This is a genomic window from Methanosarcina sp. DH2 (assembly GCF_020804225.1).
Classification (GTDB): domain Archaea; phylum Halobacteriota; class Methanosarcinia; order Methanosarcinales; family Methanosarcinaceae; genus Methanosarcina.
In genome coordinates this window covers 702,934-725,221 of record NZ_WJBI01000001.1, presented here as the reverse complement: position 1 = coordinate 725,221, position 22,288 = coordinate 702,934, and the positions used below count along the sequence as shown (strand labels likewise).

At 41.6% G+C, this 22,288-nt stretch carries 17 protein-coding genes; 7 read left to right on the top strand and 10 right to left on the bottom strand.

Going from position 1 to position 22,288, the window contains the following annotated elements:
* Positions 1-75 precede the first annotated feature (75 nt).
* Complete coding sequence (locus FXV91_RS03180) at positions 76-711, bottom strand: hypothetical protein (protein ID WP_229388243.1); 636 nt, start codon at positions 709-711, stop codon at positions 76-78.
* Positions 712-1,501: 790 nt separating this feature from the next.
* Between FXV91_RS03180 and FXV91_RS03175 the strand changes: the two genes are divergently transcribed.
* The 3 genes from FXV91_RS03175 (at position 1,502) to FXV91_RS03165 (ending at position 3,689) form a co-directional block, all read left to right on the top strand.
* Positions 1,502-2,002 (top strand): hypothetical protein, encoded by a 501-nt coding sequence (locus FXV91_RS03175; protein ID WP_345945468.1) that lies wholly within the window; start codon positions 1,502-1,504, stop codon positions 2,000-2,002.
* Positions 2,003-2,088: 86 nt separating this feature from the next.
* Complete coding sequence (locus FXV91_RS03170) at positions 2,089-3,234, top strand: sorbosone dehydrogenase family protein (RefSeq protein ID WP_229388239.1); 1,146 nt, start codon at positions 2,089-2,091, stop codon at positions 3,232-3,234.
* A 170-nt stretch (positions 3,235-3,404) separates the two neighbouring features.
* Complete coding sequence (locus FXV91_RS03165; protein ID WP_229388238.1) at positions 3,405-3,689, top strand: demethoxyubiquinone hydroxylase family protein; 285 nt, start codon at positions 3,405-3,407, stop codon at positions 3,687-3,689.
* Between the two features lie 396 nt (positions 3,690-4,085).
* Here the strand turns inward: FXV91_RS03165 and FXV91_RS03160 are convergent, their stop codons facing one another.
* Together FXV91_RS03160 and FXV91_RS03155 are read right to left on the bottom strand one after the other, a co-directional pair.
* Complete coding sequence (locus FXV91_RS03160) at positions 4,086-5,195, bottom strand: inositol-3-phosphate synthase (protein ID WP_229388236.1); 1,110 nt, start codon at positions 5,193-5,195, stop codon at positions 4,086-4,088.
* A gap of 330 nt (positions 5,196-5,525) precedes the next feature.
* Positions 5,526-5,798, bottom strand: coding sequence for a DUF1294 domain-containing protein (locus FXV91_RS03155; RefSeq protein WP_229388234.1), 273 nt, complete (start codon positions 5,796-5,798; stop codon positions 5,526-5,528).
* Between the two features lie 624 nt (positions 5,799-6,422).
* Here FXV91_RS03155 and FXV91_RS03150 point away from each other — a divergent pair.
* From FXV91_RS03150 to FXV91_RS03140, 3 genes are all read left to right on the top strand, one after another.
* On the top strand, positions 6,423-9,482 hold the full coding sequence (locus FXV91_RS03150) for a PocR ligand-binding domain-containing protein (RefSeq protein ID WP_229388599.1): 3,060 nt from the start codon (positions 6,423-6,425) through the stop codon (positions 9,480-9,482).
* A 1,010-nt stretch (positions 9,483-10,492) separates the two neighbouring features.
* Positions 10,493-10,885 carry a hypothetical protein gene (locus FXV91_RS03145; RefSeq protein WP_229388232.1) on the top strand — a complete coding sequence of 131 codons (393 nt, stop codon included), beginning with the start codon at positions 10,493-10,495 and terminating at the stop codon, positions 10,883-10,885.
* 144 nt (positions 10,886-11,029) lie between these two features.
* Positions 11,030-11,218 (top strand): hypothetical protein, encoded by a 189-nt coding sequence (locus tag FXV91_RS03140; RefSeq protein ID WP_229388231.1) that lies wholly within the window; start codon positions 11,030-11,032, stop codon positions 11,216-11,218.
* Positions 11,219-11,317: 99 nt separating this feature from the next.
* Here FXV91_RS03140 and FXV91_RS03135 read toward each other — a convergent pair whose 3' ends face one another.
* From FXV91_RS03135 to FXV91_RS03120, 4 genes are all read right to left on the bottom strand, one after another.
* Positions 11,318-11,800, bottom strand: coding sequence for a serine protease (locus FXV91_RS03135; protein WP_229388229.1), 483 nt, complete (start codon positions 11,798-11,800; stop codon positions 11,318-11,320).
* Positions 11,801-11,907: 107 nt separating this feature from the next.
* A complete protein-coding gene (locus FXV91_RS03130) occupies positions 11,908-12,519 on the bottom strand; it encodes an isoprenylcysteine carboxylmethyltransferase family protein (protein ID WP_229388227.1) in 612 nt (203 codons plus the stop codon).
* A 208-nt stretch (positions 12,520-12,727) separates the two neighbouring features.
* The gene (locus tag FXV91_RS03125; RefSeq protein ID WP_322221849.1) at positions 12,728-13,036 is read right to left on the bottom strand and encodes a DUF3795 domain-containing protein; all 309 of its coding nucleotides are present in this window, start codon (positions 13,034-13,036) and stop codon (positions 12,728-12,730) included.
* 295 nt (positions 13,037-13,331) lie between these two features.
* On the bottom strand, positions 13,332-13,838 hold the full coding sequence (locus tag FXV91_RS03120) for a PKD domain-containing protein (protein WP_229388225.1): 507 nt from the start codon (positions 13,836-13,838) through the stop codon (positions 13,332-13,334).
* A 615-nt stretch (positions 13,839-14,453) separates the two neighbouring features.
* On the opposite strand from FXV91_RS03120, the gene FXV91_RS03115 reads away from it, so the two are divergent.
* Positions 14,454-15,755, top strand: coding sequence for a phenylacetate--CoA ligase (locus FXV91_RS03115; RefSeq protein ID WP_229388223.1), 1,302 nt, complete (start codon positions 14,454-14,456; stop codon positions 15,753-15,755).
* A gap of 407 nt (positions 15,756-16,162) precedes the next feature.
* Here the strand turns inward: FXV91_RS03115 and FXV91_RS03110 are convergent, their stop codons facing one another.
* From FXV91_RS03110 to FXV91_RS03100, 3 genes are all read right to left on the bottom strand, one after another.
* Positions 16,163-17,698 (bottom strand): hypothetical protein, encoded by a 1,536-nt coding sequence (locus tag FXV91_RS03110; RefSeq protein ID WP_229388221.1) that lies wholly within the window; start codon positions 17,696-17,698, stop codon positions 16,163-16,165.
* A gap of 459 nt (positions 17,699-18,157) precedes the next feature.
* Complete coding sequence (locus FXV91_RS03105; protein WP_229388219.1) at positions 18,158-19,687, bottom strand: hypothetical protein; 1,530 nt, start codon at positions 19,685-19,687, stop codon at positions 18,158-18,160.
* Positions 19,688-20,333: 646 nt separating this feature from the next.
* The gene (locus tag FXV91_RS03100; RefSeq protein WP_229388217.1) at positions 20,334-21,860 is read right to left on the bottom strand and encodes a hypothetical protein; all 1,527 of its coding nucleotides are present in this window, start codon (positions 21,858-21,860) and stop codon (positions 20,334-20,336) included.
* Positions 21,861-22,288 lie beyond the last annotated feature (428 nt).

Here is a 22,288-nt window from a genome sequence, read left to right as displayed (position 1 = left end):
TTCGCTTGGTCTAAAAATAACAGTATAACCTTAAAATGAGACATCAGGTAATTTGAATGGCGTGACGGATCATATTCATGATTCCTGCAGGTCATCGTCCCCTCTGTACATTGCCGTTTTTGATACAAAGCATACCCCTATAGCCGGCATGCAAATAGTCCAGTAAAAAGCCAGAGGCAACAACACCGTCTCAATACTCGACCATTTTGAAATCTCTCTGAATGCAAGAAGAAGGAAAAATATAGAAAAGATACTTGCTGCGGATGAAATCACAATGTATACATTTTTCGAACTATCGTGTCCATATGAGGATAAGAAAAATAATACCGAGCATGGGGATAGCAATGCCAGCACAGCTATCCAGAGTACTTCTACTGTGCTTATGGGGTCGCTAAGAAATGGTTTTCCACTAGAATAAGCCAGAAAATTCGTTATAACGAATACAGACAGGGAAATACACAGAGGAATTGCCAGATACCATCGGGATAACATTTTTCTGGCTTCCAGTACGAAAAGTACGGAGCCAAAAAGGGAGATTACGCTCAGTACTTTGATGATGGCGATGAAAAGTAAATCAGATGCTAGCAAATCGGACGCGATAAAGTTAGGGCTTATAACAGACATCGAGCGGAATATAACGGATACGAAGCTTGTAACCCAGGTCATCATAAAGATAACCGATGTCAACGCCAGCGCAATGTTTATCCTCATTAAATCATCACCGTAAAATGGAAGTCATGTGAGTATGAAACGGGCTGTCATAATATAATAATGAAACACTGACAGCCGATTCTTGCTGGCTCCAATGTGACAGACCCTTCATACAGGGTGCTGCAGCTCCCTTTCCATCGCATGAAATGAACACCCTAACCTTAGATCGAATATTAAATATAGCTTACTATACTAACGTCTGTCCTGTAGACATCTATATACCCCGGATTTACATAATACAGGCAAAAACAGCTCTTTGTGACGCGTAAAGGATTCATGGGAGTTCTTACAACTAATTTCCAAATTAAAGTCAGCCTGATAACTGATCAGAATAATTTTAAAAGATTAATGAATTTTAAAGTATTTTCAGCACATGAAAAATGCCCAGCTGGCAGCTGCCCGAACATTTAAGCCAGCTCAGATCCGTCCATATATTTAAGCCAGCTCAGATCCGTCCATATTTTTCTTTCTGTTGAATAGTTTAGCGTTCCGTAATTGCTCGTTTGATATGTTCCGGGACATCCGAAAATCGAATCTTTCATTTTTCTCTTCTGCGCTGCATAAGACTTGATCCGGCTACCAGCCCGCGAGAAAAAATAGCAGTGAATTCATGCCGGTATTAGGAGAAACTAATACAGAAATGCCTTTCTGGCCCGATAAATAAATCTCAGTTTTCGAACTCTACGGCTTGACCGCAGCTTGACCGCAGCTTGAAAAAACATTTCTATAAAGCCGAGAAATATAATCTTAATATTTTCGATATTTATTAGTTTAAAACAGGGGGGATTTCATTAGAGTAGAGCAGGAAGGTTCAAAAATTGAAAAGAAAATAATCGGACAACCTTTTCCTGAAATTACATCAAAATCACTTACAGGTAGGGTTGTGACCCTTCCGAAAGCTGTGAAAGGAAAGGTGGCACTCATCTGTATTGCTTTTGTGCGAAGTGCACAGGGTATGATCGATTCCTGGGCTCTCCCTTTTGAGCAGGAATTCGGAAAAAACAGCAGGTTTGTGGTCTACGAAGTCCCGATGATAAACGCAGGCTGGAAGGTTCTCTCCTGGATGATTGATTCCGGTATGAGAAGTGGGATATCGGTGGAGAAACATGATAAAGTGGTTACCTTTTATGGGGATTACTCCGGCTACCAGGAAGCTCTTGGGATGGGAAACACGAACTTTGCCTATGTTTTCTTACTGGATCCGGCAGGCATTGTCCGCTGGAAAGGACAGGGATACGCCAGCCCTGAAACCGAAAAAGAACTTTTCAATAATGCAATAACTCTTAAATGACTCTCAAATGACTTCAAGTGACTCTTAAATGATAGTAAATTTCAAGTAAAAATTTCAAGTAAAATAGAGGGGAAATGGAGGGGAAAATGAAAGGAACAAAGATAATACTTGGTTTTTTCGCTCTTGCTGTCCTTATTTTTTCGGCTTATGCTGTCCTGAGAACAGTGCCCGTTAATAACTGCGGGGAAAACGAGACAGGGCTTGCCTGTATTGAGCTTCCGCCCGGCTTTTCGATTGACTATTACATTGAGGATGTTGAAGGTGCAAGGTCTATAGCTCTCAGTCCGAATGGGACGCTTTTTGTCGGAAGTCGGAGTGAAGGAAAGGTCTATGCCATTCTTGACCGGAATGCGGATAATAAAGCTGATGATGTAATCGTACTTGCCGAAGGCCTTGATATGCCAAATGGGGTGGCATTCATGAACGAATCCCTGTATGTAGCCGAAATTTCAAGAGTGATTCGCTACGATGATATCGAAGCAAGGCTTGAAAACCCGCCTGAGCCGGTTGTGGTCAACGCAGACTTCCCTTCCGACAGCTCACACGGCTGGAAATACATAAAGTTCGGTCCCGATGGAAAGCTGTATGTGCCTGTGGGGATGCCCTGTAATGTCTGCAACCTCGAAGAGGAAGATGAACGCTATGGAACGATCATGCGGATGGAGCCTGACGGGAGCCAGCTCGAGATCTTTGCAAGAGGAATAAGGAATACTGTAGGTTTTGCCTGGCATCCCGAAACCGAAGAGTTATGGTTTACGGATAATGGCAGGGATTGGCTTGGAGACGATTTGCCTCCGGATGAACTTAACAGGGCACCTGAACCCGGTATGCACTTTGGGTTTCCTTATTGTCACGCAGGCGATATCCCTGACCCGGAATTTGGAAAACTTCGGAACTGCTCCGAATTCACAGCGCCTGAGATTAAACTGGGTCCGCATGTTGCTGCCCTTGGGATGATCTTTTACACAGGCACAATGTTCCCTGAAGAATACAGGAATCAGGTCTTTATTGCCGAGCACGGTTCATGGAATAGGAAAACTCCCATAGGCTACCGGGTAACTCTGGTCAGGTTGGAGAACGGAACCCCTGTAAGCTATGAACCTTTTGCTGACGGCTGGCTCCAGGGGTTTGCAGACTGGGGAAGGCCTGTGGATGTCCTTGTAATGCCTGACGGAGCTTTGCTTGTATCGGACGATAAGAATAATGCGGTCTACAGGATCAGTTACAGCTGACCAGGATACTTTACAAACCAAAATCTAAAAGCTGACATCTTAAAACTGATACCTTACAAGCATGTTAAAGGAGCCAGAATAATTAAAAACTTCTCGGATTCGGTAAATCTCGGATTCGGTAAAAATACTTATGATTATATCTTCATATACGATAAGCAGGGGGTGAATAATTGTTATCTAAAATTCCTATAGACCTTAAGAAAGTATCTGAAGAGGATATTGATAAGGAAATTCTCAGAGCCGGAATTGTTGCCGAGATCGATGCTGTAAACCTTTACGAGCAGATGGCTGCCCTTACTAAAAATGAGAATATAAGAGAAGTCCTCATGGACGTGGCAAAAGAAGAAAAAACACACATAGGGGAGTTCCAGGCGCTTTTACTTCGGTTCGATGCCCAGCAAAAACAGGAACTTGAAGCCGGAGCCAGGGAGGCTGAGGAGGAACTGTCAAAATAAACAGATCGGATAAGCCTTCTGACTTCCAGGTTTCGAATTTCTCCGGATGGTTTCAGATTCCAGGGAAAAATCCTTGCTTAAATTTTTTAACTTTTATTTTATAGATCGTTTTGTTTTTTATTTTTTTATTTGTGTATCGCATTCATCTCTATTTATTTTTTATTTTTATATTTATTTTTTATTTTTATATTTACTTCTTATTTTTATATTTACTTCTTATTTTTATATTTACTTTTTATATTTATATTTATTTTTATATTTATATTTATTATTATATTTAGTTTTATATCGTATTTATTTTTGAATTTATTTCTGGATTGTATTTGCCTCTGTATTAATTTTCTTAGATACAGATTTCTTAAAAATATTTCTTAAAAGTAATCTTTAAAATATTTCTTAATATTGATTTCCTGCAATAAATTCTTCAAGCATACGATACGCCTCATCATCCGAATACTGTATGGGAGGGTGCTTCATAAAATATGCAGACGGCTGATAAAGGATTCCTCCTCTCCCCCTGTCAAGTGCCAGTTTGCAGCACCTGATGGCATCGATTACAACACCTGCAGAGTTAGGGGAGTCTTCTACCGACAGCCGGAGTTCAAGATTCATTGGCACATCCCCGAAGAGTTTTCCTTCCATCCTCAGGAAGCAGACTTTGTTATCTTTTTGCCAGGGAACATAGTCACTCGGACCAACATGAATATTTCCGTTATCAAGCCTTTCCGCAAGCACGGACTGGACAGCTTCTGTCTTAGAGGTTTTTTTGGATGCAAGCCGGTCCCGGTTTAGCATGTTAAGGAAATCCGTATTCCCACCTGTATTTAGCTGATAGGTCTTTTCCACTTTTACACCGCGCTTCTTAAAAAGGTCGGCAAGAGTCCTGTGAACGATAGTCGCCCCTAGCTGGGATTTGATGTCATCACCTATGATAGGAAGCTTCTTTTCTTCAAAGCGCTTCGCCCATCCAGGATCGCTCGCAATGAAAACAGGCATGCTGTTGATAAAAGCACAGCCGGCTTCAAGAGCACATTCGGCATAAAAACGGGCAGCCTCTTCGGAACCTACAGGCATGTAATTTACAAGAATCTCGGCTCCTGAATTCTGCAAGACATTTACAATATCCTCTTTTACCGCACCCTCTCCTTCCACAGGCAGAAACCTGCAGTCCTCAGGATAATTGATAAGATGTTCGGAACAGCCGTCCAGAATCCTTCCCATTTTCACCTCAACGCCTGTTTTCGGCACATCAGGACAGAAAGCAGCTGTGCAATTCGGAAGGGAAAATATTGCTTCTGATACGTCCTTTCCAATTTTCCTTCTATCAATATCAAAGGCTGCTGCCACTTCAATATCGGATGGTAAATATCCCCCAAGGTCCCGATGCATCAGACCAATTGTATCTGCGTTTTCTTTTTTTCTGTAATACTCAATCCCCTGCAGAAGTGAACTCGCACAGTTCCCAACTCCTGCAATGGCAATTCTTATACCGTCTTTACCTGCCATTGGAGTCCCCCAAATAAGCTCAAAATAATATGAGATATATTTAATTTCCCGGTTCTCATTTATCTGCAGTTCCCAAAGCCAATCTCCAGAGATACCCCCATCCAGGATAAGGAATGAAAACTGTAATGCTTCTTATCTTATGAAGAAAATACTATAAAAAACGTTTTACAAAAAAAAGAGTTAATGTGACACTGTAGATCCAGCTTTTCTGTGTGGTTTAGGCTATTTTATGCTGTTATCCGGCTCTTATACCTTTTACAATCAATTTACTCTCTTAACGGGAAACTTTAACAGAATCCAGATTAAGGGGCATTTAAGATTGATATGACCTTACATGTTTATCCAGAGTACCAGAAGAAGGTGAACTCCAACAAAAACCGGCACAAGGTACTTGAACATGGGTTTATGAGTTTTGTGCCTGAACTGCATCATTCCTAGCCATGCGCCAATCGGGCCGAAAAGGGAAAGGATTAGCAGGGTTTTTTCCGATATTCGCCACATTTCCTTTCTTGCTTTATATTTGTCCAGCCCGTAAAGGGCAAAAGAAGCTGCGTTGAGGGCGGCATAAATGAGAGGGAAAAGAAAGTAAATAACTTCTGTCATGGGAAAGGATTCTCCTTAATAATAATTAAAGCATTCTAAATTATCTTGAACTCATTATTTTAGGTTAATTAATTTGGTTTGATTAATTTACTTGAAAAGATAGCTCAAAAAATATGTAACCAACATAAGTAGTCGATGAAGTTATCGATTGGCTTCAAAAAAATGTTTGGACTTGAGATTGCCTGTAGAGATGCCCATGGTCCATAATTTCAATATCAGAGTGGCGCCTTCGAGTACTCTGAAGCCTGTGCTATTTCCAGGATAAAAGAGTTAAGAGCTGTTTTGTATTGAGTGTAGAGGCTTCTTGTGAGTTAAAAATAGTATCCAGATGGCTTCTTAGTATGTAAAACAAAATTATAGAGCAATTTTATAAATAATAGGTAAAGAATTAACTTGTTGTAAGATATTATTAGAGATCTGCTTGAGACCACATTTATGTCAAATTCTATTAAATAAAAGGACCAGACGAAAGAACGTCTAATAAACGCTAACTTTCTGCTTTAAAAGAGGGATCGGGGAATTATGGGGGCTTCTAACCTTCCAGAGAAAGATGAACTAGAGATCCAAATGCAAAAACGGATTACTGAATTGGAAAAGGCTAATCAAGACTTGCGTGCCGAGAATATGGCACTGAACCGGGATATCACCAAGCACAAAAAGGCTGAGGAAGAATCGGGCCAGAATGAGCAACATTTTGGACTGAAGCTGGAGAATAACCTCTCAACTTCCAGGAAGGCAGAAAACCTTGAGCTGGCAGAGATAATTGATATTCAGGCAGTTCAGTCCATCATGGATGACTTTTATAAATTTGCTCACATCACCATGGCCTTACTTGATCTCAAAGGCAATGTTCTGATAGGTATTGGATGGCAGGATATCTGCACCAGGTTCCACAGGGTTCACCCCGAAACCTGCAAGCACTGTGCGGAAAGTGATACAAAGCTGTCCGCAGGCGTTCCTCCTGGAGAGTTTAAGCTGTACAGGTGCAAAAATAACATGTGGGACATAGTAACTCCTATCATTGTTGCCGGCCAGCATGTTGGCAACATCTTCTCAGGTCAGTTCTTTTTTGACGACGAGCCTGTGGACTACGAACTTTTCCGAACCCAGGCTAGAAAATATGGATTTAATGAAGAGGAATACATAGCAGCTCTAGAAAAAGTTCCACGGCTGAGCAGAGAAACTGTTGAAAATAGCATGTCCTTCTTCATGAAACTTGCAAATATGCTCTCACAGCTAAGCCACAGTAACATCAAGTTATCCCAGTCGCTAGAGGAACGCAATACTCTGGTTGATGATTTAGACCGTGCCCAGGCCGTGGGAAATGTAGGAAGCTGGCGTCTGGATGTGCGTAAAAACGAATTAACCTGGTCCAATGAAAACCATCGTATATTCGGCATTCCAAAGGGTACTCCTTTGACCTATGAGACTTTTCTTTCAACAGTTCATCCGGATGATAGGGAATATGTTGATAATGAGTCGAAGGCAGGGATGGCTGGAAAACCATATGACATCGAACACCGCATTATCGTAGACGGTAAGATCAAGTGGGTACGTGAAAAAGCATATCTTGAGTTTGACAAAGATGGAGCTGTCGTAAGCGGTTTTGGTATAACCCAGGATATAACCGAGCGCAGGCAGGCGGAGCACCAGCTCAGCAACGAACTGGCACGAGCGACCGGCTTATACGAGCTCTATACCCGATCATCGAACCTATCAGACCGCGAACTCTACAATTTCGTACTCAATCAAGCTGTCAAGATAACCGATAGCACGATCGGCTTCTTCCACCTAGTCTCCGAGGGCGAGAAAGAGATCATCCTCACCACCTGGAACCAGGAAGCATTGAAGTCATGCACGGCAGGGAACGAAGGGCACTACCGTATTGAAAAGGCAGGTAACTGGGTCGATTGCGTCCGGCTAAAGCGGCCGGTGGTCTACAACGACTTTCCTTCCTCACCGAACCAAAAAGGGCTGCCTGCAGGACACGCTACAGTGAAGCGATTCATGAGCGTGCCGGTCACCGAGAACGGCAAAGTGAGGATCATCTTCGGTGTGGGCAACAAGGTGGATGAGTACGATGACCGCGATGTCATGCAGCTCCAATTGGTGGCTAATGAGCTTAATAAGATTATGAAGCTGCGTCGCATCGAGAATGAGGTCCGGGAGAGCGAGGCCTTCCTCCGAGACATCATGGAGAACGTCTCAGACGCCATCTTCGTCAAGGATAGAGAAGCCCAGATGATCCTGGCAAATCCGGCTTACTATAGGCTTATGGGCGAATCCCCCGAAGAGGTCCTTAATAAGACCGTTGCCGATTTTCACCTTCCTGAGATAGCCAGGAAGCTAGCGGAGGATGACAAACGAGTCATGGAGACAGGAAAAGGGACAACCTTAGAGGAGAGAATATTTACATCACATGGATGGCGCATCCTCCAGACCGTAAAAGCACCGTACTATGATGGACAGGGCAACATCATAGGATTGATAGGAGTGGCGCGGGACATCACCGAGCACAGACAGGCAGAAGAAGCTCTAAAAAAAGCACATGATAGTTTAGAAAAACTAGTCGAAAAGCGTACAGCAGAACTTGAGAAATCATACAACTCATTGAAGGAAAGTGAAAGAAGTCTTGCTGAAGCTCAAAAGATAGCTCATCTTGGAAGTTGGGATTGGAATCTTGTAACTGGTGAATCATACTGGTCTGATGAAATGTATCTTATTTACGGGCGCAATCCTCAAGAACCAAGTGCAACTTACAAGGAACTTTTACAATATATCCATCCCGAAGATAGAGACTACGTGAGTAATGCTATCAAAAAAGCTTTACAAGGACGGCCCCATAGAATTGATTATAGGATTATCCTGCCTGATGGGGAAGAACGCACAGTCCATTCACAATCAGAAATTATTTTTGATGAAAAAAATATCCCTATTAGAATGAAGGGGACAACTCAGGACATTACGGAGCGTAAGAAGGCTGAAGAAGCTCTTAGAAACCTTGAAATAATTCGTAAAAAGGAAATCCATCACAGGATTAAAAATAACCTGCAGGTTATCTCTTCTCTCTTAGACCTTCAGGCTGAAAAGTTCAATAACAGAGAATATGTAAAGGATTCGGAAATTATTGAAGCTTTCAGGGAAAGTCAGGATAGAGTAATATCAATCGCCTTGATTCACGAGGAACTACACGAAGAGGAAGGAACAACCGATACCCTGAATTTTTCTCTATACCTGCAGAGACTCGTTGAGAGTCTATTTCAGACATACAAATTTGGAAATACTGATATCAGCCTAAATCTAGATCTTGAAGAGAATATTTTCTTTGACATGGATACTTCAGTTCCATTAGGGATGATTGTTAATGAGCTTGTTTCCAATTCCCTAAAATATGCATTTCCAGATAAAAGAACAGGAGAAATCCAGATTGAACTCTTTAGTGAAGAAGCTACCAGTGAGCTGGATACCAGAGGGGAGCTTTTCGAGAAAGGTAAAAGGTATAGCTTAATTATTTCAGATAATGGGATTGGTATTCCCAAACAAATAAACTTAGAGAATACGGAGACTCTTGGTCTGCAGCTTGTAAATATTCTGGTAGAACAGTTAGACGGTCAGGTCGAGCTTAAAAGAGATAATGGGACTGAATTTGTAATTAGCTTCGGCGCAGAAGAAAAAGAGAATTAAAACATAAGTTCTCTATTGCTTTCGTAGGGTATACTTGCACTATTTCATAATAAAAGAAGTTAAGGAAGCTGCTTTTAACCAGGTGTAGAGGCTCTTTGTGAGTTGAAGATTGTGTCCGAAGGGCTGGGCTTCTTCTTCAATCGGATACCCCAAAGCCTCCAGGGATTGAACCTCGCAGAACAGTAGGACAATTAAATATGTCGATATCGCTGAACTTATTGCTTAATTTCTTCTTTTAAATGTTTAGCTTCAGGATCATGATTCAAAGAAATTACATATATCTAAGTTAAGAGGATTAAAAATGGATATAAACAAACGGGAAGGTTTACAAAATCTGGAAAATAAAAGCAATAATTATTGGAGCCTTTTATAGGAAGAAGCGTAAAACCCATGAAACCTTTAGCTTCGCTGGATATAAGCGTCAACTTCCATACATTTTTCAATTGTTGATTCTGCTAAACTATTTTTCGTATTAAGTTACTTTAATAGTAGATACTGTCACCACAACCCAAAATGCGAAAACCAAGCTGAGGGAGTTGGATAACAGGGTATCGTATACCTGAAGGGATCGGGAACATTAAGCCGGAGAAAACCGGAAGCTCTAAGCATCTCAAGTAATCTCACGATCATATATTYYATTTCACCTGTGGTACGCGGGGTAGAGCCTGTATGACTTGTCTTCAGTAGAGGGAAGGATGACTCAGGAAGCCGGTAAATCTTTAGTTTAGCGGTAGTTCACCGTCTCAACCTCTGATCCTGAAAGCCGGACGTCACCTTCTAACCCTTGTTTTCCTGGGACTCGCGGTTCATCTGATTCTTCCCCAGATTACTTCTTTGAAGAGTCCCTTCAGGTAATCAGTACAATGGCTTTATGGGCTGTACTGCTAGCTGGACTTGCATAGATTATAGGTTATATCGGATACGGTTATCGTATTAATTCGGTTCTGGCAATAGCAAACCAGCATATTTCAATATTAAAAGGAGTTGCCATCACTCTTGTTGCATCGAGTATGGGAATGCTGGCAGGCGACACTTTAGGGAATGCTGCAGCTACCTACCGATGGGTAAGGAAAGCTGGCGTAAACGCAGAAGGCTCAGGACTTGCAGGTACACTGCCCACAATATTCAATAATGCAATTCTAACGGTACTCGCAGCAGTTGGAATAGTCCACATGCTTCTCGTTCATGAACTTTCTTTCGTGCAATTCTATGCCTTCCTCCTGAGCCCCATTCTGCTGAGCCTGGGTGTTTTGGCAGTAAGCTGGGGAAAAAGGCACAGGACTAGCTTTTACGCCGGAGCCGGGAAAATATCAGCTTTCTTTGCTAGAATCCTGAACAGACCCTATAATCCAGCTCCAACAGAGAACTCTTTAGTCGGCTCTTTGAAGCACTTGACATGCTGAATAACGGAGGCTGGCAGCGTCCAGCTCTGAGAGCGCCTTTTCCATAAGTTTTGATATGTTGGACTCTTTACTTCTTCTTTACAGCTGCAGGACATCCAGTAAGACCTTCAGTCCTGTTTGTGGGATACGGGCTCCCCCTCCCTCTTGGGGAGAATAGCCTTTCTCCTTCTCGGAGGAGTAGGTATTGTAGAGAGCACGGTGGTTGCCCTTTACACAGGCATAGAGTTGCCTGGCTCAATTGCAATTATTGTCGTACTCAGTTACAGGATGTTTTCTTTCTGGATTCCAACACTGATAGGATTCCCAATAGCGTTTTATCTGCATAGAATATGAAGTTCGTGAAAATTTCTGTGAAAATTTCTGCTATTTGATTCGAATTTTAGATAATTGTAAATCTGACTGTTATCAACCTGGTTAAAAATGAGTTTTTCGTTATATTTCCAGACTGCGGAGAACATTGGATGAAACCGCCATTCCCATGCAGGTGTCCAGTGTTGTTGAGGACATTATCCCTATTACCTTCCCTCCCTGCACAATAGGAGAGCCGCTATCCTCCGGCTCCGGCATATCATGGCACTGGAAGCCCAGGAAAAGCAATGAAGCTCCGGAATTAACCACCCTGCAATAATGGATAGTACGGATGTCATTGATAAGCACAGCCAGCTCCAGTTCTGCCGGGCTGCCAAACTCCGTGATTTCAACCTCGCTGCCAGCAGGAAGCTCTATCAGGGCTAAACCATGGTCTTTCAAAATTCTCGTAACAGCGAGTCTCTTTCCATCAACTGTCAGGCGGTCTCCTTCCCCCTGGAATATATGGGAAACCGTGACCATGTAAAGCACTCCTTTGAGCGAGATTACAGCGCCAATAGTACCGCGTTTTCCATTGTGAAAAAAAGAATTGCCTGATTTTATCATAAGCTTTCGCCAACCTGCCGGTTTCGCCCGGGCATGGTTTATGGTATTTCCGAGGTTTACGTTAAATTGGGTTTTAATTATATTTAACGTTATATATTAACTGGGGATTAATCAGATTCTTTAATGCTTCCCCTTAATCCGGGTATTATTCTGTGAACCCGTTTCCGGTACTCCAGATATTCGTCACCGAACTGCGCCACCAGCCTTGTCTCCCAGTGCAGGGACCCAAGAAACAGATAGATGGTAGTCAAAAGGTATATGACAAGCAGATTGACGGTCATAAAGGGAGTGAGCAACATCGTGACCAACCCCGAGAGCAGAAAGGGGTCCCTTATCCACCGGTAAATGCCCCGGATCTTCAGGGAACCTGCTTCGGAAGCCTGCGGGCCTGATAGCTGCGAGCGTATTTTGAACCGGTGCTGGGCATCCCGAAAAGCTATGGGGGCAAGCATTCCGGCAATCAACTGTCCCCCTACCATGAGCCAGCGCCAGGGCGAAGGTATTTTGTAAAGAACCCGTCCCGGATTTTTGTAGAGCTGATAGACAAGCGGCAAGATAGTCAGCACCGCAGTAAGGCTGTATGCCGGCAGATAGAGCTTTTCTGCTCCGGGACCAGCGACTCTCATGACAAGGCGTTTGAAGGGCAGGCTCGCAGTCAGGCTGTGAATAACTGCAAATGCAACCAGAGAAAAAACAGCAGTAATTTTGGAAGAAACCAATTCCAGCAGTCCCCCTTATTTTATTTATAGTATATATCGCCACACCAGTATGAAAAGTTTACTTATAATGCCTTAAAAATATTAGAAGTACAGAAAATTGCAGGAAATTGCAGGAAATTGATATGGACAAGAATTGATATGGACATAATATTTGATAAATTAGAGTTTGTCAAACCTCCAGAGACAAATTAAAGATAAAATTTTCAATTCAAATTTTTCTCCCACAATCATAACAACAACCTTTATGAACACAGATTGTACCACCACATTCGGTGCATGTCCATCTTATTTGTTCATTTCTTAGAAATTCCCCTATCCCACATTTTTTAATGTTTTCAAGATTTTCAATCATACTCATACTGTATCTTATACGATACCTTTTGTCCAGATTTTTTAAATTCTTGCAGGGAAAATTTTCACATTCAAAACAAAATGTTAATTTGTTTTCTGTTAAAGTTTCACATGTTTTTATTTTGCATACGACTCGAGTTTTTACTGTAAACGAATGGTAAAAAATAAGATTATCAGCTCAAGAATGTTTACTTATTTTACATTAGAAAAAATAGTGTACATCGTGATATATATTTTGGGAAAATTTTCAGATTCTATGCAGTCTTCGGTGTTAGACTCCTCAAAAGATTGGTGTGTAAAGTTAGGGGTTAAAAGTGAGGAATTTTTTGGAGGATATTTGCTGGGGGTAATAATTACGGAGATTATATACAAACACTACGGAGATTACATACAAACACGATGTACAAAAATTGGAATGGTAAGTAAGTTTCTGAATTTTTAAAATTTATTTAACAATAGTCTTACGCTTTAATAATAAGTGTCTTATGAACCCACAACAACCCATTATAACCAGTGCACCTGATAGTCAGACCACTAATATAATAACCGGTTTTTGGATATTTGTGTACTGGATTTTTTAGTTGTGGAGTAATTTTTGTTCCTGAGAGAGAGGTCCCATCTCCAAAGTCCCATCGGATATATGTCTCTGTACCTTTTGATAGGTCCTTGAACTGTACCATTCGCGGATCAGTACTCGAAGCGGCTACTGCTGTATAATCAATGGAATTACCTCCACCGGTTAGACGTTGTGTTGCTGGAGGAGTTCCCGCACCAAGGGGGGTTTTGTATATGGTAAGTGATGCAGAGGCTGCTGAAGACAATAAAGTCAACATCATCAATATGGTGAAAATAGATAGGGTTATTTTCCACATAAACTTTCTATTATTTTTCATTTTATTTCCTCCTGTTTTTTTCCTTTGTTTTATCAGGGAACATCTGTAAACAAAAATAACAGGGTAAATTAACATATAAACATACTTATTTTCAGGGAATTAAATAAAAATCGAGACGCGAGTTTAAAGCTTTATAATGCTTTATTTTTTTGCATAAAACATTATAACATTATAAATTCATTCAATACTGTTCTCAATTGTTACAATCTAAAAAACAAGGATTATGAGTAAGTTATATCATACTAGATCTTAAGAAAGTTCTTTATTATTACGAGAGTGTGGAGGGTACGAATGCCCCGCCCTTTACAGACCGTCCAACAATTCAATTTCAGGACGAAAATAGGTATAAAATAAGCCATATAAAGCCTTTAAATAGAAAAAAAAGGAATTAAATTATTATTACTATTATTATTATTATTATCAGCGATTGTCGGACAGCCTGTAAGTCAATTCACATCCATTGCTTCTCCTTCACAAGCAAAATATTAAGATTTCTCAACCTTCCCAACCAAACACCTCACCTCAACAATGTTTATATTTAGAAAGGATTACTGTACAGGTTGAGTTTTCCGAACATTTTATATTACTCATAGGATTATTTAATATAGCATGGCATGTAGAGACATGGCATCCATGCATTAAAATTTATGACCTGAGAACGGTTTTACAAATTAAAAGAAGGTCCTTTTAATGAAATACTGGCAGCCGAAATATGAAACAATGAATCCCGAAGAACTGAAGAGACTTCAACTAAAACGCCTGCAACACAGCACAAAGCTGGTTTATGACAATGTTCCTTTCTACAGGCAGAAGTTCACGGAGGCAGGGGTCACTCCCGATGACATCAAAACCCTTGAAGATGTCCATAAACTGCCTTTCACACGCAAAACAGACCTTCGGGACAACTATCCTTTCGGCCTTTTTGCTGCAAAAAAAGAAGATATAGTGCGAATCCATGCCTCCTCAGGAACCAGCGGGAAACCTACGGTTGTCGGATATACTGCAAAAGATATAGAGACCTGGTCTGATCTGATCGCCCGCAGCCTTACAATGATAGGCCTTTCAAAAGGCGACACTATTCAGAACTCCATGAATTACGGGCTGTTTACAGGCGGGCTCGGCTTCCACTACGGCGTTGAAAGAATGGGAGCAATGATAGTGCCAGCAGCAACAGGAAATACTGCCAGGCAGCTTGAGATGATGATCGATTTCGGGGTAACAGCAGTCCACTGCACCCCTTCCTACGCCTTCTACCTCGCAGAAACTGCAGAAGAACTCGACCTCATAGACAAGCTCTCCTTAAAAGCAGCCATCTTCGGCGGCGAACCCTGGTCGGAAAATACACGGAAGCAGCTTGAAAAGCGCCTTAACCTTAAAGCCTATGACTGCTATGGCCTCTCAGAAATGTTCGGGCCCGGAGTCGGTTTCGAATGCCAGGAACAGGACGGTCTGCACATCTGGAGCGACAATTTCCTCGTAGAAGTCCTTGACGAAAACGGAGAGCAGGTCTCAGAAGGCGAAAAAGGCGAACTAGTTCTAACCTCCCTTAGCAAAGAAGGCTTCTGCAACATAAGATACCGCACAGGCGACATGACAAAGCTCCTCGAATGCGAGTGCGACTGCGGCAGGACGACCACAAAAATTTCCCGCCTGCTCGGCAGAGCCGATGATATGATGATCGTCAGAGGCATCAACGTCTTCCCTTCCCAGATCCAGGACGTTATCTCAAGAATCCCGCAGGTTGGCGAACACTTCCAGCTTATCCTTGACCGCAATAAACACATGCTCGATGAACTCACAATCGAGGTCGAACTTGAAGAAAACGCCTTTACCGGCGATCTCAAAGACCTCAAAGCCGTCCAGAACCATGTCCAGCACGAACTCAAAGCTGTCCTGAATATCCGCACAAACGTCGAACTCCTTGAAAAAGGTAGCATCGAGCGGACCGCAGGAAAGGCAAAGAGGGTTATTGACAGGCGGCCGGAGATCTGAGCGCCGCACAGTCTTTTAGAAAAATTACTGTTTAGTAGCTTAAAATCTTCAGGGAATTTTTATTCTCTGATTTTCTTTAACTTTTTTGTGTCCATTAAACCAGTTTCAATTCCTTTTTTCAAACAGCAGCCGATTTGAAGTGTTATTTTTTAGGGCCCCAGGCAACTCCACGCTCGACGAAGGAGAGTGACCTTTCCGTAAAAGCTGCAAAAAAGATGGATTTCCTGAACTATTAGAAGAGCCCTAAAAAACAGCTAAAGCCTGAAAATTATTCTTTTTGACAGGTCTAAATACCAAAAATGTATAATAAATATGGCTCTGGTATTATAGCCAAAAAGATAAAGAATGTGTTTGTAAATAACACATCCAGCCAGAGCTTGAACTTCTTAACCCGAGCTTTAACTTGCTTAATATCCGGAGCTCATGTTATCAGAACTCATTGGATCAAACTTTATAGCCCGATCGTATACGATCTCTGAGTAGGCTGGCCCGGTTTTTGTAGTGTTTTCCATATAGAGTCTCCAGGCAATGAAAAGAGGCTTATCCAGTTCTATACCATAAGCTCCTTGACCATAAGGAACTTCGTAGCAGTATTGATCATCCTCACTGCAGTTCCTGGCGAGCTTGTAAACATACAGGTATTTCGCATTGGGATTGTCAGGGAGATACTCCTCAGCAGACCCGCTGAAATCCTCATCAGTGATTGCTCTGACACCGTTCCACCCATCAGCTCCGTATATTACGAAGTTCGAGTACGTCGCCTTTCCTGTAGCTGCATGGTTTACTCCATAGACAATTATGAACTCATCTGTATCGTTTCCCAGAGTAATTCCAGGGTCTCTCAGGAAAGGATAGTACTGCGATGTGTCAAAGAAAGGAGGTGTAGGCGAAGAGATACTCTGGTTTGCTGTCCAGAGATAGCACGCGTCGTTAGCTGGACCCAGGACATTTATACCTCTCTGGATAGCATCAGTCCCTATAGGAACTGTCTGACTGGTTGGAAGCTCTGTGGCATTTGATTCGTTATACTTGTCAAGAATCGCAATCCTTAGCTCTTCGAGATCATCCATGAGGTCAAACTCTGTTTGCCCGGTTCCGCGGACCCTTAGCTCTGGATAATCATACGGGTCAAGCTGAGTAGTGTTATTGGGAGTAATCCGGAAAACAGTACCGGTTGAATTATTGATGTAATTCTCACCAGCCTGGGTGTCATTGAACAGGGCCGGGCGGATAAATGAGGCAAATGTATCTGAATCATTCTCCACGCCCATGTTCAGTATGACAGAGGGAAGAACCTGGGTATTAATTATATTGTCCAAATATCCTGCAGACTGGGCAGCATCCCGGATGCGCTGGTCAATGCCTCTGTCAGCAGTAATGATTATTATTGTAGTTTGATTGAAAGGATTTCCAGACGACCCATTTGGAGTTCCTTCGGTTTTGATAACAAGGTTATTAATCGTATCTGCTAAGGTAGCAAAGATCCATCTTCTCTCGTTCCCAATTGTCCTGTGTATCACAAAATTTTCGTAGCTGAAGTACCTGCACTCCGGAGGGGTCCTTCCCACGAAAACAACGGCTTCATCAGGACCAAGGTTCCAGAAAGGAGTTGTATTCTCTTTTACTCCAAGCGTGCTGGTTATTTCAGAAATCTGTTCGTCTACTTCATAACCAAGCGCCGGTGGAACATAATATATCAGATATTTTGTAGTGGGATTGTTTCCGTATGCAGAAGGCAATACTCCTTCCTCAAATAGCCTGAGAAAATCAAAAAACCCCAAGTCACCTTCCTGTACGGTGAACCCATCCTGTTCTAAAGCCTGTTGAAAAGCCTCTGTGTCATTTACCTCTGTGTCATTTGTTTCCATATTCTGTGCAAGGGCAGTTCCTGTTAACAGTATAAAAGAAATGCCAATTATTATAGCTATTATATATTTTTTCATATATAACCCCCAAGTTAATTTTTAATTAAATATATTAAAAACTTTGGTGGAGCGTTAATTAAACTTGGATAGTTTATCTGTTGGTTGTTCAAATGATTCCCTACTCTCATCCTGTTTTGATTTGCTCCTTTTCATTAATAATAGTGTCATAGAAATACCCAAAATATAAACAAAACTTTAAAGTCTATCTTTCATGTCATAGTCCAGAAATTGCGATCTCAACCACTCCAAAAGACAAAATTATTTTCCAATGATTTCAACATGAAAAATTCGGAGTAACTATGGATATGATGTCCCATCCAGCAAACAACAGATATTTCGTTCCTGCCTTATGTCTTGTTTATTTAGGAGACAAAAACGTAGTAGATAAAAACAAAGTACGGCTCTGGCATTATAGCCAAAAAAACAAGGAATGTGTTTGCAGTAACACATTCAGCCAGAACTTAAACTTGCTTAATATTAGGAGCTCATGTTACCAGAATCATTTGCGTCGAACTTTATAGCCCGATCATATACGATTTCTGAGTAGGCTGGCCCGGTTTTTGTAGAATTCTCCAAGTAAATCCTGAAACCAATAAAAAGCGGCTGATCAAGCTCTATGCCACGAGCTCCCTGACCATAAGGAACTTCGTAGCAGTACTGATCATCCTCACTGCAGTTTCTGGCGAGCTTGTATACATACAGGTATTCCGCGTTTGGATTATCAGGAAGATATTCCTCAGCAGATCCACTGAAATCCGCATCAGAGATCGCTCTAACTCCATTCCATGTATCTGCTCCGTATATTGCGAAATTCGAGTACATCGCCTTTCCTGTAGCTACATGGTTGACCCCATAGACGATTATGAATTCGTCGGAATCATTGCCCAGAGTAATTGCCGGGTCTCGCAGGAATGGATAGTACTGCGAGGTGTCAAAGAAAGGAGGTGTCGGCGAAGAGATAGTCTGGTTTGCTGTCCAGAGATAGGCTGCATCGTTATTGGGACCCAGGACATTTATACCTCTCTGGATAGCATCAGTCCCTACCGGAGCCCACACACTGATTGGGAGCTCTGTTGCATTCGATGCGTTATATTCTTCGAGAATCGCAATCCTTAATTCTTCGAGATCATCCATGAGGTCAAACTCTGTTTCCCCTGTTCCGCGGACTCTTAGCTCCGGATAATCATATGGGTCAAGTTCCGTAGTGTTGTTGGGAGTAATCCGGAAAATAGTTGCAGGTGTATTATTGATGTAATTCTCTTCAGCCTGCGTGTCATTGAATAGAGCTGGGCGGATAAATGAGGCAAATGTATCGGAATCATTCTCCGAGCCCATGTTCAGTATGACCGAGGGCAGCACCTGGGTGTTAATTGTATTGTTCGAGTATCCTGCAGATTGTGCAGCAGCCCGGATGCGTTGATCAATGCCTCTGTCAGCAGTAATGATTATCACCGCGGTTTGATTGAAAGGATTTCCAGGCTGACCATCTGGAGTCCCTTCAGTTTTAATAACCAGATTATTAATCGGATCGGCTAAGTTAGCAAAGATCCATCTCCTCTCGTTCCCAACTGTCCTGTGTATTACGTAATTATCGTAGCTGAAGTACCTGCATTCCGGAGGTGTTCTTCCCACGAAAACAACAGCTTCATCAGGACCAAGGTTCCAGAAAGGAGTTGTGTTCCCACCTATTCCAAGAATACCTGTTAATCTAGAAATACGTTCATCTACTTCATAGCCAGGTGCTGGCGGAACAAAATATATCAGATATTTCGTGGTTGGATTGTTTCCATACGCAGAAGGCAATATTCCTTCCTCTAATAACCTGATTGTATCAAAAAACCCCAGGTCACCTTCCTGTACAGTGAACCCATCCTGTTCTAAAGCCTGTTGAAAAGCCTCTGTGTTATTTACCTCTGTGTCATTTGCTTCCATATCCTGTGCAAGGGCAGTTCCTGTTAACATTATGAACAAAACGGCAAGTAGTATAACCAGCAAATAATTTTTCATATCCTATTCCCCCTGTCATCTAATTTATTCTCGCAAAGAATTACATTTAAAAAAGAAGAATGCACTTAAAAAGAGAGAATCTCTCTCAATGTCTTCCAAGACTGTATGCTTTTGATCTCCTCAAAAATGAAATGTAATTCTTTATAATCGATACTATAATTATCAATAAATATATTAGAAACCTTGGTGGAACGTCAACTAAACTTGGATAGTTAATCTGTTAATTGTTCAAATGATTCCTTATTCTCATCCTGTTTTCACCTGTTCTTACTTCGTTAAAATAAAGTATAGAAATACCCAAAACAACTAAAAATTTTTAAGCATATTTCTCATATTATACCCCAGACAACCAATAATAAATACTGCTTTCTAATACCCCTGGCAACTCCACGCTCGACGAAGGAGAGCGGCCTTTCCGTAAAAGCTGCAAAAAAGGTGAATTTCTTGAATTTTAGAAGAAGACCCTATTAGAAGAGCCCTAAAAACCAGTTAAAACCTGAAAATTATTCATTTTAATGTTCTAAATAGCAATAGTATAATAAAATAAGGCTCTGGTATTATAGCCAAAAAGATAAAGAATGTGTTTGTAAATAACACATCCAGCCAGAGCTTGAATTTCTTAACCAAAGCTTGAACTTGCTTAATATTAGGAGCTCATGTTACCAGAATTCATTGGATCAAACTTTATAGCCCGATCGTACACTATCTCTGAGTAGGCTGGCCCGGTTTTTGTAGTGTTTTCCATATAGAGTCTCCATCCAATGAAAAGAGGTTGATCCAGCTCTATGCCACGAGCTCCCTGACCATAAGGAACTTCATAGCAGTATTGATCATCCTCACCGCAGTTCCTGGCGAGCTTGTAAACATACAGGTATTTAGCATTAGGATTGTCAGGAAGATATTCCTCAGCAGATCCACTGAAATCTGCGTCTGTGATTGCTCTAACGCCGTTCCATGTATCTGCTCCGTATATTGCGAAGTTTGAGTACGTCGCCTTTCCTGTGGCTACATGGTTTACTCCATAGACAATTATGAATTCATTGGTATCATTGCCCAGTGTAATTTCTGGATCTTGCAGGAATGGATAGTACTGCGAGGTGTCAAAGAAAGGAGGCGTAGGCGAAGAGGCTGTCTGGTTTGCTGACCAAAGATAGGCTGCATCGTTGGTAGGACCTACTCCATTGATTCCTCTCTGAATAGCATCACTCCCTACAGGAACTGCCTGACTGGTCGGAAGCTCTGTTGCATTCGATGCGTTATATTCTTCGAGAATCGCAATCCTTAATTCTTCGAGATCATCCATGAGGTCAAACTCTGTTTGCCCGGTTCCACGTACCCTCAGTTCCGGATAATCATACGGGTCAAGCTCAGTAGTGTTGTTTGGAGTAATCCTGAAAACAGTTGCAGGTGTATTATTGATGTAATTCTCTTCAGCCTGCGTGTCATTGAATAGAGCTGGGCGGACAAATGAGGCAAATGTATCGGAATCATTCTCCAGGCCCATATTCAGCATGACTGAGGGAAGCACCTGGGTGTTAATTATATTGTCCGAATACCCTGCAGATTGGGCAGCATCCCGAATACTTTGATCAATACCTTTGTCAGCCGTGATGATTATTACCGTAGTCTGGTTGAAAGGATTTCCAGGCTCCCCATCTGGAGTTCCTTCGGTTTTGATAACAAGGTTGTTCACCGTATCTGCTATGTTAGCAAAGAGCCATCTCCTCTCGTCCCCAATTGTCCTGTGCATAATGAAGTTATCGTAGCTGAAGTACCTGCATTCCGGCGGTGTTCTTCCTACAAAAACAACAGCTTCATCAGGACGAAGGTTCCAGAAGGGAGTTAGGTTCCCGCTCACTCCAAGCGTGCTGGTTATTTGAGAAATTCGTTCTTCTACTTCATAACCAGGTGCTGGTGGAACAAAATATATCAGATATTTCGTGGTTGGATTGTTTCCATACGCAGAAGGCAATACTCCTTCTTCCAATAACCTGAGTAAATCAAAGTAAGCCAGTTCACCTTCCTGTACGGTGAACCCATCCTGCTCTAAAGCCTGTTGAAAAGCCTCCGATTCATTTGTTTCATTCTGTGCAGTTTCATTCTGTGCAAGGGCAGTTCCCGTTATCATTGTGAACAAAACGGCAAGTAGTATAACTACTAAATAATTTTTCATATACTATATCCCCCTGTCATCTAATTTATTCTCGCAAAGAATTGCACTTAAAAAAGAAGAATTACATTAAAAAAGGAAGTATCTCTTCAACATCTTCCAAGACATTACGTTTTTAATTCTTCCTAAAAATTAAGTGTAAATCTTTGCAATCGATACTATAATTATCATTAAATATATTAGAAACCTCGGTGGAACGTTAACTAAATTTATATGGTAAATTTGATAACAGTCTGCATGATTTATTACAATAGCAGCAGATTGTAAATACTACTTTTCATGACCCCAGGCAACCTCACGCTCGACGAAGGAGAGCGGCCTTTTCCACGAAGTTTGCAAAAAAGCAGAAATTCTTGTATATTATCAAATGATGCTGAAAAAAAGTTGAATTCAGAAAATTGTTCTTTTTAATCGTTTGAAATAAAAAGATT

Excerpts from the sequence above, each read along its gene's own strand:
- FXV91_RS03180 (WP_229388243.1), bottom strand. The coding sequence starts at position 711 with ATGAGGATAAACATTGCGCTGGCGTTGACATCGGTTATCTTTATGATG.
- FXV91_RS03170 (WP_229388239.1), top strand. The coding sequence starts at position 2,089 with ATGAAAGGAACAAAGATAATACTTGGTTTTTTCGCTCTTGCTGTCCTT.
- FXV91_RS03160 (WP_229388236.1), bottom strand. The coding sequence starts at position 5,195 with ATGGCAGGTAAAGACGGTATAAGAATTGCCATTGCAGGAGTTGGGAAC.
- FXV91_RS03155 (WP_229388234.1), bottom strand. The coding sequence starts at position 5,798 with ATGACAGAAGTTATTTACTTTCTTTTCCCTCTCATTTATGCCGCCCTC.
- FXV91_RS03150 (WP_229388599.1), top strand. The coding sequence starts at position 6,423 with ATGGCACTGAACCGGGATATCACCAAGCACAAAAAGGCTGAGGAAGAA.
- FXV91_RS03145 (WP_229388232.1), top strand. The coding sequence starts at position 10,493 with ATGGGAATGCTGGCAGGCGACACTTTAGGGAATGCTGCAGCTACCTAC.
- FXV91_RS03135 (WP_229388229.1), bottom strand. The coding sequence starts at position 11,800 with ATGATAAAATCAGGCAATTCTTTTTTTCACAATGGAAAACGCGGTACT.
- FXV91_RS03120 (WP_229388225.1), bottom strand. The coding sequence starts at position 13,838 with ATGTTAATTTACCCTGTTATTTTTGTTTACAGATGTTCCCTGATAAAA.
- FXV91_RS03115 (WP_229388223.1), top strand. The coding sequence starts at position 14,454 with ATGAAATACTGGCAGCCGAAATATGAAACAATGAATCCCGAAGAACTG.
- FXV91_RS03110 (WP_229388221.1), bottom strand. The coding sequence starts at position 17,698 with ATGAAAAAATATATAATAGCTATAATAATTGGCATTTCTTTTATACTG.
- FXV91_RS03105 (WP_229388219.1), bottom strand. The coding sequence starts at position 19,687 with ATGAAAAATTATTTGCTGGTTATACTACTTGCCGTTTTGTTCATAATG.
- FXV91_RS03100 (WP_229388217.1), bottom strand. The coding sequence starts at position 21,860 with ATGAAAAATTATTTAGTAGTTATACTACTTGCCGTTTTGTTCACAATG.